Genomic DNA, 13,077 nt, shown 5'->3' with positions numbered 1-13,077 from the left:
GCGCGGGCGTTAGGGGGGTCAGGCGTCGAGTTCGGCGACGTCCAGGCGTGCGGCATTCTCCTGGATGAAGGCGAAGCGGTGCGCCGGGTTGGTGCCCATCAGCCGATCGACCAGATCCTTGACGCCTGCACGCTCCTCGTATTCCTGCGGCAGCGTGATCCGCAGCATCTGGCGGGTGGCCGGGTCCATCGTGGTCTCGCGGAGCTGCATCGGGTTCATCTCGCCGAGACCCTTGAAGCGTGCGACATCAACCTTCTTGTTCTTGAACGGGCCGGACTCGATGCGGGCGCGATCGGCATCGTCCATCGCGTAGAGGCTCTTGGTGCCCGCCGTGAGCCGGTAGAGCGGCGGCTGGGCGAGGAACAGATGCCCGCGCCGCACCAGATCGGGCATTTCCTGGAAGAAGAAGGTCATCAGCAGCGTGGCGATATGCGCGCCATCGACATCGGCGTCGGTCATGATGACGATGCGTTCGTAGCGCAGGTTCTCCGGGTTGCAGTCCTTGCGCGTGCCGCAGCCGAGCGCCTGGATCAGATCGGCGATCTCCTGATTGGCGAGGATCTTGGCCGATGTGGCGCTCGCGACGTTGAGGATCTTGCCGCGGATCGGGAGGATCGCCTGGGTCTTGCGGTCGCGCGCCTGCTTGGCGGAGCCGCCCGCCGAATCGCCCTCGACGATGAAGAGTTCGGTGCCTTCGGGGCTGTCGGCGGCGCAATCGGTGAGCTTGCCGGGGAGGCGCAGCTTGCGCGCGCTGGTCGCGGTCTTGCGCTTGACCTCGCGCTCGGCCTTGCGGCGGAGGCGATCGTCCATCCGATCGAGCACATAGCCGAGCAGCGCCTTGCCGCGCTCCATATTGTCGCTGAGGAAATGGTCGAAATGGTCGCGCACCGCACGCTCGACCAGCGCGGCCGCCTCGGGGCTGGTGAGCCGGTCCTTGGTCTGGCTCTGGAACTGCGGGTCGCGGATGAACACCGAGAGCATCAGTTCGCTGCCGGTCATCACATCCTCGGGCGCGATGTCCTTGGCCTTCTTCTGCCCGACGAGATCGGCGAAGGCCCGGATGCCCTTCACCAGCGCGGCGCGCAGGCCCTGTTCGTGCGTGCCGCCGTCGGGGGTGGGGATGGTGTTGCAATACCAGCTATAGCTGCCGTCGCTCCACAGCGGCCACGCCACCGCCCATTCGACGCGGCCTTGCTCGTTTGGAAAATCCTGGCGCCCGACGAAGAAATCGGTGGTGGCGCATTCGCGGTTGCCGACCTGCTCGCGCAGGTGATCGGCGAGGCCGCCGGGGAATTGGAACACCGCCTCGGGCGGGGTGTCGTCGGTGATGATCCCGGCGGCGCAGCGCCAGCGCACCTCGACGCCCGCGAACAGATACGCCTTGGAGCGGACGAGCTTGTACAGCCGCGCGGGCTTGAAGTGGAGTTCCGGCCCGAAGATCTCGGTATCGGGCACGAAGCTGACCGAGGTGCCGCGCCGGTTGGGCGTCGGCCCGAGCGCCTCGAGCGGGCCGAGCGTGACGCCGCGCGAGAAACGCTGGCGATAGAGCGTCTTGTTGCGCGCGACCTCGATCGTCGTGTCAGACGACAAAGCGTTGACGACGCTGATGCCGACGCCGTGCAGGCCGCCGGCGGTCTGATACGCCTTGCCCTCGAACTTTCCGCCCGAATGCAGCGTCGAGAGGATCACCTCGAGCGCGGACTTGCCGGGGAATTTGGGATGCGGATCGACCGGGATGCCGCGGCCGTTGTCGATGACGGTGAGACGGTTGCCCGCGTCGAGCACCACCTCGATCCGCGTCGCATGGCCGGCGACCGCCTCGTCCATCGCATTGTCGACCACCTCTGCGGCGAGATGGTGCAAGGCGCGCTCGTCGGTGCCGCCGATATACATACCGGGGCGGCGGCGCACCGGCTCGAGACCTTCGAGCACCTCGATCGAGGAGGCGTCATATTCGAAATCGGGCTTTGGCGCGGCGGCGAACAGATCTTCCTTGGACATGATGTGCGGATAGCGCAGGCGGGGCCTTGCGGCTAGAGGATGTTCCCTAACCGTTCGTGTCGAGACCGCAGGCAGCGCTTGAGGCGCATCCCTCGACTTCGCTCGGGACGAATGGTGGTAATTCGCTCGGGATGAACGGTGGTAATTCGCCCGGGACGAACAGTGGTACGGGGACGGGCCGGTCGCTGCTTACCGCAGCGCCTGCCAGATCGTATAGGCGCTGGTGACCGTCAGCAGCGTGCCGACCATCGCCATCAGCGGCCGCGCGGGCACGTGTTTCGCGACGACCCCGCCGAGCGGGGCGGCGGCCAGTCCGCCGATCAGCAGGCCGAGCGTCGCCAGTGAGAACGCCGCCCAGCCCATCTGCGTGAAGAAGGTGATCGAAACGGTCGCGGTGAGGAAGAATTCGCTGGTGTTGACCGTGCCGATCGTGGTGCGTGGGGCCGAGCCCTGGACGAGCAGGTTCGAGGTGACGACCGGACCCCAGCCGCCGCCGCCCGCCGCATCGAGGAACCCGCCGGCGAGACCGAGCGGCGCGACGATCCGGGGCGAGCGCAGCGTCAGCGCGCCGCGCCAAGCACGGAACAGCAGGAACAGGCCGATCGCGGCGAGATAGGCCATCACGAACGGCCTCGCGACCGCGGCGTCGATGTTGCTCAGCACGTAAGCGCCGAGCACGCCGCCGAGCACGCCGGGAACGACCAGCCGCCCGAACAGCCGCCAGTCGACGTTGCGGTGGACGATGTGGCTGGTGCCCGAGGCGGCGGTGGTGAAGGTCTCGACCGCGTGGACGCTCGCCGAGGCGAGCGCGGGCGGCATGCCGAGCATGCTGACCAGCAAGGTCGAATTGATGAGGCCGAACGCCATACCGAGCGCGCCGTCGATCACTTGTGCCGCGAAACCGATCGCGATGAAGGGCAGGATAGCGGCGAAGTCGATCGTGGAAAAATCCGGCATTCGCGCTCCCTTGCGCAAGCATAACGCGCCGGAATGGCTCGGTTTCCAATTCCTACAGGGAAGATGGGGTTTAAATCCAGCGGCTTCGCGGTTTTCGTCGCACTTTTATTCGCACGCGCGAACGCCTAGATACCGTCGATCGAAGAGGGGACGTACGTGATGTTGCAACGGTTGGTCGCGTATCTCGACTCGATCAAGGCGCGCGATCCCGCGCCGCGATCGCGTCTCGAGATTCTGACCTATCCGGGGGTGTGGGCGCTGGTCTGGCACCGCGTCGCGCATCGGCTGTTCACGGCGCGGCTGTTCTTCCTCGCCCGGCTCGTCAACCATCTGTCGCGGATGACGACCGCGATCGACATCCATCCCGGCGCCAGGATCGGCAAGCATTTCTTCATCGACCACGGCTTCACCGTGATCGGCGAGACCGCCGAGATCGGCGACAATGTGACGATCTACCAATGCGTCACGCTCGGCGGCACCAGTCCGGACAATGGCGTGGCGGGCAAGCGCCACCCGACCTTGTGCGATAATGCCATCATCGGTTCGGGCGCGCAGGTGCTGGGGCCGATCACGGTGGGCAAGGGCGCGCGCATCGGCGCGAATGCGGTGGTGACGCGCGACGTGCCCGAGGGCGCGGTGATGGTCGGCATTCCGGCACGACCGACGATGATCGAGGGCGGTCAGGCGAAGCCGGGGTTCCTCGCCTACGGCACGCCGTGCAGCGACGTGTTCGATCCGCAGACCCAGAAGGTCGAGCTGCTCCGCTGCGAAATCGAGACGATGCGCAAGCGGCTCGACGCGTTGCTCGCGGAGCAAGAGGATGTGCGCAGCCGCGCCTGATGGGGACGGTCACGCCTTTTCCCCAGCCGCCGGGCAGGCCCGCGCAGATCGGCTTCGAGCGGCTCGAACTCAACCGCATCCTCGATCTCTACGGGCGGATGGTCGCGGCGGGGCATTGGCGCGATTACGCGATCGACCTGGGGCGGGAGGCGGCGGTGTTCTCCTGCTATCGCCGCGCCGCCGAACGGCCCGAGTTCCGCATCGAGAAGCGGCCCGCGCTGCGCAACAAGCAGGGCATGTGGGCGCTGGTCGGCGAACAGGGCGCGGTGGTGAAGCGCGGGCATGAGCTGGGCCCGGTGCTCGCACCCGTCGAGCGGCGGCTGATGAAGCTCGTCGAGGAATAGCCTCCTAGCGTCACCCCGGCTTACGCTGGGTGACGGTTGGGGAGGGCGGTCGCCCCCGCGCCGGTTCAGTATCCTCCGTCACCACCCCAATCCTTTCGCGCCGAGCGAAGGCGAGGCCTCTGCGCTCCGCGACCATCCCTCGACTTCGCTCGGGACGAACGGAGAGAAGGGGCGCGGACGAATGTCCTCAAACGAAAACCGCCGCCCGGGCATCCCCGGACGGCGGCTTTCGCGTTGGTGTCTGACGAGCCGATCAGCTCTCCAGATAATCGCCCGCGTCGGCATCGGTGCCGGTGCCCGAGGGCTCGACGGCGGCAAGCGCGTCGCGCGTGCCGGCGGCGTCACGCGGGCTGCGGGCCAGTTCGGCTTCGTGCTCTTCGGCCGCCGAGTTCGGCGCGACGAAGGCCACTTCCGACATGCGGCGCATCGCCACCCGCTGTGCCGCGTCCCGCGACGAGGCCGCGATCCGCAGGCGGTTCATGCCGGCGCCGGTGCCCGCCGGGATGAGCCGGCCGACGATGACGTTCTCCTTGAGGCCGATCAGCGTGTCCTGCTTGCCCTGAACCGCCGCCTCGGTGAGGACGCGGGTGGTCTCCTGGAACGACGCCGCCGAGATGAAGCTGCGGGTCTGCAGCGACGCCTTGGTGATGCCGAGCAGGACGGGCTTGCCGACGGCACGCGCCTGGTTCGGCTCGAGCTTGGCGTTGATCGCATCCATCTCGTCGCGATCGACCTGCTCGCCCGCCAGCAGCGTGGTGTCGCCGCCGTCGGTGATCTCGACCTTTTGCAGCATCTGACGAACGATCGTCTCGATGTGCTTGTCGTTGATCTTCACGCCCTGGAGACGATAGACCTCCTGGATTTCCGAGACGAGATATTCCGCCAGCGGCTCGATGCCGAGCACCTCGAGAATGTCGTGCGGATCGGGGCTGCCGCCGATCAGGTTGTCGCCACGCTTGACGTAGTCGCCTTCCTGAACGTCGATCACCTTCGACTTGGGCACCAGATACTCGACGACCTCGCCGCCATCCTCGGGCTGGATGCCGATCTTGCGCTTCGCCTTATAGTCCTTGCCGAACACCACGCGGCCCGAGACCTTGGCGATGATGGCATTTTCCTTGGGCTTGCGCGCCTCGAACAGCTCGGCGACGCGCGGCAGACCACCGGTGATGTCGCGGGTCTTGGCGGACTCGCGGCTGACGCGCGCCAGAACGTCACCGCCCTGGACTTCCGCGCCATCCTCGACCGAGAGCGTCGCGCCCGGCACCAGCATGTAGCGGCCGGCCTCGCCCGAACCGCTGTCGAGCAGGGTCAGACGCGGACGCAGATCCTCCTTCGCCTTGCTGGTCGCGCGGTATTCGATGACCACGCGCTGCGAGATGCCGGTCGCTTCGTCGGCCTGTTCGGTGAGCGTCTTGCCCTCGATCAGATCCTGATACTTCACGATACCGGGGTTCTCGGTGATGACCGGCATGGTGAACGGATCCCACTCGGCCAGACGATCGCCCTTCGAGACGATCGCGCCGTCGTCGTGCAGCACGTACGCACCGTAGGGGATGCGATCGACCGAACGCTCGCGCCCGTCCATGTCGACGATCGCGACTTCGCCCGAGCGCGACAGCACGACGCGGCGGCCGCGCTGATCGGTGATGATGCGCAGATCGCGATATTCGAGCGTACCGTCGGTGACCGCTTCGAGGTTCGACTGCTCGTTGAGCTGCGCCGCGCCACCGATGTGGAAGGTACGCATCGTGAGCTGCGTGCCCGGCTCGCCGATCGACTGCGCCGCGATGACGCCGACCGCCTCGCCGATGTTCACCGGCGTACCGCGGGCGAGATCACGCCCGTAGCACTTGGCGCAGACGCCGATCTTGGTCTCGCACACCAGCGGCGAGCGGATCTTGACCGACTGCGTGCCGATCGCCTCGATCCGCGCCACCATCGGCTCGTCGAGCAGCGTGCCGAGCGGGATCACGATCTCGCCGGTCTTGCTGTCGATGATGTCCTCCGCCGTGGTGCGGCCGAGAATACGCTCGCCGAGCGAGGCGATCGTCGAACCACCCTGCACGATCGCGCGCATCTCGAGCGCACGCTCGGTGCCGCAATCGAGTTCGATGATGACGCAATCCTGCGACACGTCGACCAGACGGCGGGTGAGGTAGCCCGAGTTCGCGGTCTTCAACGCCGTGTCCGCGAGGCCCTTACGGGCGCCGTGGGTGGAGTTGAAGTATTCGAGGACGGTCAGACCTTCCTTGAAGTTCGAGATGATCGGCGTTTCGATGATCTCGCCCGACGGCTTGGCCATCAGCCCGCGCATGCCGGCAAGCTGCTTGATCTGCGCCTGCGAACCGCGCGCACCCGAGTGCGCCATCATGTAGATCGAGTTGATCGGCTTCTCGCGGCCCTTGTTGGGGCCGTCCTCGTAGCGCTTGACCGCCTTGATCTCGTTCATCATCGAGTTCGCGACCTGATCGCCGCACCGGCTCCAGGCGTCGATCACCTTGTTGTACTTCTCCTGCTGCGTGATCAGGCCGTCCTGATACTGCTGCTCGAAGTCCTTCACCTGCTCGCGGGTCTCATCGACCAGCTTGTCCTTGTCCGGCGCGATGATCATGTCGTCCTTGCCGAACGAGATGCCCGCCTTGAACGCGTGACGGAAGCCGAGGCTCATGATCGCGTCGGCGAACAGCACGGTCTCCTTCTGGCCGGTGTGACGATACACCTCGTCGATCACGTCGCCGACGTCCTTCTTGGTGAGGAGGCGGTTGACGGTATCGAACGGCACCTTCGACGACTTGGGCAGGCACTCGCCGAGCAGCATGCGACCGGGGGTGGTCTCATAGCGCTTGAGGTAGGGCTGGCCGTTCTCGTCGGTCTGCGGAACGCGGCTGACGATCTTGGTGTGGAGCGTGACCGCGCCAGCCTCGAGCGCCTGATGGACTTCCGACATGTCGGAGATCAGCATGCCCTCGCCGGGCTCGCCTTCCTTGAGCATCGACAGATAGTACAGACCCAGCACCATGTCCTGCGACGGCACGATGATCGGCTTGCCGTTGGCGGGTGAGAGGATGTTGTTGGTCGACATCATCAGCACGCGCGCTTCGAGCTGGGCTTCCAGCGACAGCGGCACGTGGACCGCCATCTGGTCACCGTCGAAGTCGGCGTTGAACGCCGAGCAGACCAGCGGGTGAAGCTGGATCGCCTTGCCCTCGATCAGCACCGGCTCGAACGCCTGGATGCCGAGACGGTGGAGCGTCGGCGCGCGGTTGAGCATGACCGGGTGCTCGCGAATGACTTCGTCGAGGATGTCCCAGACTTCCTTGCGCTCCTTCTCGACCCACTTCTTCGCCTGCTTGAGCGTCATGCTCAGGCCCTTGGCGTCGAGGCGCGCGTAGATGAACGGCTTGAACAGTTCGAGCGCCATCTTCTTCGGGAGGCCGCACTGGTGCAGCTTGAGTTCCGGACCGGTCACGATGACCGAGCGGCCCGAATAGTCGACGCGCTTGCCGAGCAGGTTCTGGCGGAAGCGGCCCTGCTTGCCCTTGAGCATGTCGGACAGCGACTTGAGCGGACGCTTGTTGGCGCCGGTGATCGTGCGGCCGCGGCGGCCGTTGTCGAACAGCGCGTCGACGGCTTCCTGGAGCATGCGCTTCTCGTTGCGGACGATGATGTCCGGCGCGCGCAATTCCATCAGCCGCTTGAGGCGGTTGTTGCGGTTGATGACGCGGCGGTACAGGTCGTTCAGATCCGAGGTCGCGAAGCGGCCGCCGTCGAGCGGCACGAGCGGACGCAGCTCGGGCGGGATGACCGGCACGACCTCGAGGATCATCCACTCGGGGCGGTTGCCCGAATCGATGAAGCTCTCGACGACCTTGAGGCGCTTGATGATCTTCTTGGGCTTGAGCTCGGACTTGGTGGTCGCGAGTTCCTCGAGCAGATCCTTGCGCTCGCCTTCGAGATCGAGCGATTCGAGCATGATGCGAACCGCCTCGGCGCCGATGCCGGCCGAGAACGCGTCCTCGCCATATTCATCCTGCGCGTCGAGCAGCTCGTCCTCGGTGAGGAGCTGATACTTTTCGAGCGGGGTGAGGCCCGGCTCGATCACGATATACGCCTCGAAATACAGCACGCGCTCGAGCTGCTTGAGCTGCATGTCGAGCAGCAGGCCGATGCGCGACGGCAGCGACTTGAGGAACCAGATGTGCGCGACCGGCGCGGCCAGCTCGATATGGCCCATGCGCTCGCGCCGGACCTTCGAGACGGTGACCTCTACGCCGCACTTCTCGCAGACGATGCCCTTGTACTTCATGCGCTTGTACTTGCCGCACAGGCACTCGTAATCCTTGATCGGACCGAAGATGCGCGCGCAGAACAGGCCGTCACGCTCGGGCTTGAACGTGCGATAGTTGATCGTTTCGGGCTTCTTGATCTCGCCGAACGACCACGAGCGGATGCGATCCGGCGAGGCGATGCCGATCTGGATCTGGTCGAAGGTTTCCGGCTTGGCGACCGGATTGGCGAAGTTGGTCAGTTCGTTCATTTTTCAGCTCCAATTCCCCTCCCGCGTGCGGGAGGGGCTAGGGGAGGGCATGTCACGTCGGGGAGGTGCTCGGCCCACAGGCCCTCCCCCGACCCCTCCCGTGAACGGGAGGGGAGAAGTCGGTTACTCCGCCGCGATCGCGACGCCGTCGGTGTCGAACTCCTCGACCGTCTTCAGCTCGACGTTCAGGCCCAGCGAGCGCATTTCCTTGACGAGCACGTTGAAGCTCTCCGGAATGCCGGCCTCGAACGTGTCGTCACCCTTGACAATCGCCTCATAGACCTTGGTGCGGCCGACCACGTCGTCGGACTTCACCGTCAGCATTTCCTGCAAGGTGTACGCCGCGCCGTAAGCCTGCAGCGCCCAGACCTCCATTTCGCCGAAGCGCTGGCCGCCGAACTGCGCCTTACCGCCCAGCGGCTGCTGGGTGACGAGGCTGTACGGCCCGATCGACCGGGCGTGGATCTTGTCGTCCACGAGGTGGTGCAGCTTGAGCATGTAGATGATGCCCACCGTCACCTTGCGATCGAACTTGTCGCCGGTGCGACCATCGAACAGATCCGACTGACCCGAGGTGTCGAGCCCGGCGAGGCTCAGCATGTCCGAAACGTCCTTCTCGCGGGCGCCGTCGAACACGGGGGTGCCCATCGGCACGCCGGTCTTCAGGTTCTCCGCCAGCTCGACGATCTGGTCGGGCGTGCGGCTCTCGATGTCGGCGACATAATGTTCGCCATAGACTTCGAGCAGACGCTGCTTGACCGCATCGGGCATCGCGCCGCCCTCGGCATCGGGATTGGCTTCACGCCAATCCTCGAGCGCGCGGTGGACCTGCTGGCCCAGGTTGCGCGCCGCCCAGCCGAGATGCGTCTCGAAGATCTGCCCGACGTTCATGCGCGACGGCACGCCCAGCGGGTTGAGCACGAGATCGACCGGCGTGCCGTCGGCGAGGAACGGCATGTCCTCCGCCGGCAGGATGCGCGAGATGACGCCCTTGTTGCCGTGACGGCCGGCCATCTTGTCGCCCGGCTGGAGCTTGCGCTTCACCGCGACGAACACCTTGACCATCTTGAGCACGCCCGGCGGCAGCTCGTCGCCACGCTCGAGTTTGTCGCGGCGATCCTGGAACTTCTCGACGATCACCTTGACGGCGTCGTCATACTGCACCTTGACCGCTTCCAGATCGCTCTGGACCTTGTCGTCGGCGACGGCGAACTTCCACCATTCGTGACGATCGACGCTGTCGAGCACGTCCTGATCGATGACGACGCCCTTGCGCGGGCCGTTCTTGGGAACGGCGGTCGCGGTCTGGCCGATCAGCATCTCGCGCAGACGCGACCAGGTCGCGCGGTTGAGGATGCTGCGCTCGTCGTCCGAGTCCTTCTTGAGACGCTCGATCTCCTCGCGCTCGATCGCCATCGCGCGCTCGTCCTTGTCGATGCCGTGGCGGTTGAACACCCGGACCTCGACGACGGTGCCGGCGACGCCCGGCGGCAGACGCAGCGAGGTGTCGCGCACGTCGCTGGCCTTTTCACCGAAGATCGCGCGGAGCAGCTTCTCTTCCGGCGTCATCGGGCTTTCGCCCTTCGGCGTGATCTTGCCGGCGAGAATATCGCCCGGCTCGACCTCTGCGCCGATGTACACGATGCCAGCCTCGTCGAGGTTGCGAAGCGCTTCCTCGCCGACGTTGGGGATGTCGCGCGTGATGTCCTCCGGCCCGAGCTTGGTGTCGCGCGCCATGACCTCGAACTCCTCGATGTGGATCGAGGTGAAGACGTCATCCTTCACGATACGCTCGGAGATAAGGATCGAGTCCTCATAATTGTAGCCGTTCCAGGGCATGAACGCGACGAGCGCGTTGCGGCCCAGCGCCAGCTCGCCGAACTCGGTCGAGGGACCGTCGGCGATCACGTCGCCGATGTTGACCACGTCGCCCACCTTCACCAGCGGGCGCTGGTTGATGCAGGTGTTCTGGTTCGAGCGCTGGAACTTCATCAGCGTGTAGATGTCGACGCCCGACTGGCCGGCCTCGACCTCACCGGTCGCGCGGATGACGATACGGGTCGCATCGACCTGATCGACGATGCCCGAACGCTTGGCGGCGATCGCCGCGCCCGAGTCCCGTGCAACCGTCTCTTCCATGCCGGTGCCGACGAACGGCGCTTCCGCCTTCACCAGCGGCACGGCCTGACGCTGCATGTTCGAGCCCATCAGCGCGCGGTTGGCGTCGTCGTTTTCCAGGAAAGGAATGAGCGACGCGGCGACCGAGACGAGCTGCTTGGGGCTGACGTCCATCAGCGTGATGTTGCCCGGCATCGCCATCAGAAATTCGCCCGCCTGACGCGACGAGACCAATTCCTCGGTGAAGCGGCCTTCGCTGTCGAGTTCGGCGTTGGCCTGCGCGATCGTGTGCTTGGCCTCTTCCATCGCCGAGAGATACACGACCTCGTCGGTGACCTTGTGGTCGATGACCTTGCGGTACGGCGTCTCGATGAAGCCGTATTTGTTGACGCGGCTGAACGAGGCGAGGCTGTTGATGAGGCCGATGTTCGGTCCTTCCGGCGTCTCGATCGGGCAGATGCGGCCGTAGTGCGTCGGGTGAACGTCGCGGACTTCGAAGCCGGCGCGCTCGCGGGTCAGACCGCCCGGCCCGAGCGCCGACACGCGACGCTTGTGCGTCACTTCGGAGAGCGGGTTGGTCTGATCCATGAACTGCGAGAGCTGCGACGAGCCGAAGAACTCACGCACCGCGGCGACCGCCGGCTTAGCGTTGATGAGGTCGTTCGGCATCACCGTCGAGACATCGACCGAGGACATACGCTCCTTCACGGCTCGCTCCATGCGGAGCAGGCCGACGCGATACTGGTTCTCGAGCAACTCGCCGACCGAACGCACGCGACGGTTGCCGAGGTTGTCGATGTCGTCGATCTCGCCCTTGCCGTCCTTGAGGCCGACGAGCGTCTTGACGACTTCGAGGATGTCCTCGGTGCGCAGCGTGGTGACGGTGTCCTCGACGTCGAGGTCGAGACGCATGTTGAGCTTGACGCGGCCGACCGCCGACAGATCGTAGCGATCGGGATCGAAGAACAGGCCGGAGAACAGCGATTCCGCGGTTTCGAGCGTCGGTGGCTCGCCGGGGCGCATGACGCGGTAGATGTCGCTGAGGGCCTGCTCGCGCTCCTCGGCCTTGTCGGCCTTGAGCGTGTTGCGAATCCACGGACCCGTCGTGACGTGGTCGATGTCGAGCAGCTCGATCCGGTCGATGCCGGCCTTGTCGAGCTTTTCGAGGTTCTCGGCCGAAACCTCGTCGCCCGCCTCGATATAGATCTCGCCGGTGGTCTCGTTGATGAGATCATAGGCGCTGTAGCGGCCGAAGATTTCCTCGGTCGGGATCAGCAGGTCGGTGAGGCCGTCCTTGCCGGCCTTGTTGGCGGCGCGGGGGCTGATCTTCTGGCCGCTGGCGAACACGATCTCGCCGGTCTTGGCGTCGACGATGTCGAACATCGGCTTCTGGCCGCGCCAGTTCTCGGCCTGATAGGGGACGATCCAGCCGCCCTGGCCGCGCACGAAGGTGACGCGGTTGTAGAAATAGTTGAGGATTTCCTCGGAGTTGAGGCCGAGCGCATACAGCAGCGCCGTCACCGGCAGCTTGCGCTTGCGGTCGATACGGACGTTGACGATGTCCTTGGCGTCGAACTCGAAATCGAGCCACGAGCCGCGATACGGGATCACGCGCGCGGCGAACAGATATTTGCCTGAGGCGTGGGTCTTGCCGCGATCGTGATCGAACAGCACGCCCGGCGAGCGGTGCATCTGCGAGACGATCACGCGCTCGGTGCCGTTGATGATGAACGTGCCGTTCTGCGTCATGAGCGGCATGTCGCCCATGTACACGTCCTGCTCCTTGATATCGAGCACCGAGCGGGCTTCGGTATCGGCGTCCACCTCGAACACGATCAGGCGCAGCGTGACGCGCATCGGCGCCGCATAGGTGATGCCGCGCTGGCGGCATTCGTCGGTGTCGAACTTAGGCGGCTCGAGTTCGTAATTGACGAAGTCGAGCTCGGCGGTGCCGGCGAAATCGCGGATCGGGAACACCGAACGCAGCGTCTTTTCGAGGCCCGAGACATAGCCGATCGAGGGATCTGAGCGGAGGAACTGTTCGTAGCTCTCGCGCTGCACCTCGATCAGGTTCGGCATCTGCACCACTTCGTGGATGTTGCCGAACACCTTGCGGATGCGGCGCTTCGCGGTGCCGCCTTCGATCGCTCTGGTTGCCATGTGTCTTTAGCCCTCACGTCAAAATTTCGTGCCCGGATCGCCCGGGCGGGCACGCGGAAAGACGCAAAAAGCCGCATGTCCTCCGCGATACTCGGAAAACAGCAGCTTCTCGGCGTC

6 protein-coding genes are annotated in these 13,077 nt (G+C 65.4%); 2 read left to right on the top strand and 4 right to left on the bottom strand.

What is annotated here, in order from left to right; translation table 11 throughout:
* Positions 1-18: 18 nt before the first annotated feature.
* Together parE and PX554_RS03785 are read right to left on the bottom strand one after the other, a co-directional pair.
* Entirely contained in the window at positions 19-2,001 is a 1,983-nt protein-coding gene (gene parE, locus PX554_RS03790; protein WP_275499116.1) for a DNA topoisomerase IV subunit B, read from the bottom strand.
* 189 nt (positions 2,002-2,190) lie between these two features.
* Entirely contained in the window at positions 2,191-2,958 is a 768-nt protein-coding gene (locus PX554_RS03785; protein WP_275499114.1) for a sulfite exporter TauE/SafE family protein, read from the bottom strand.
* Positions 2,959-3,117: 159 nt separating this feature from the next.
* Between PX554_RS03785 and epsC the strand changes: the two genes are divergently transcribed.
* On the top strand, positions 3,118-3,798 hold the full coding sequence (gene epsC / locus PX554_RS03780; RefSeq protein ID WP_275499113.1) for a serine O-acetyltransferase EpsC: 681 nt from the start codon (positions 3,118-3,120) through the stop codon (positions 3,796-3,798).
* The gene (locus PX554_RS03775) at positions 3,798-4,142 is read left to right on the top strand and encodes a DUF2794 domain-containing protein (RefSeq protein WP_275499111.1); all 345 of its coding nucleotides are present in this window, start codon (positions 3,798-3,800) and stop codon (positions 4,140-4,142) included. The genes epsC and PX554_RS03775 overlap by 1 nt, the downstream gene beginning before the upstream one ends.
* A gap of 253 nt (positions 4,143-4,395) precedes the next feature.
* Here the strand turns inward: PX554_RS03775 and rpoC are convergent, their stop codons facing one another.
* Both rpoC and rpoB read right to left on the bottom strand, forming a co-directional pair.
* A complete protein-coding gene (gene rpoC, locus PX554_RS03770; RefSeq protein ID WP_275499109.1) occupies positions 4,396-8,682 on the bottom strand; it encodes a DNA-directed RNA polymerase subunit beta' in 4,287 nt (1,428 codons plus the stop codon).
* A 123-nt stretch (positions 8,683-8,805) separates the two neighbouring features.
* Entirely contained in the window at positions 8,806-12,960 is a 4,155-nt protein-coding gene (gene rpoB / locus PX554_RS03765; protein ID WP_275499107.1) for a DNA-directed RNA polymerase subunit beta, read from the bottom strand.
* Between the last annotated feature and the right edge of the window lie 117 nt (positions 12,961-13,077).

The sequence above is a fragment of the Sphingomonas pollutisoli genome, from assembly GCF_029167165.1.
Taxonomy (GTDB): Bacteria; Pseudomonadota; Alphaproteobacteria; order Sphingomonadales; family Sphingomonadaceae; genus Sphingomonas; species Sphingomonas pollutisoli.
This window is presented reverse-complemented; position numbering and strand designations above follow the sequence as displayed.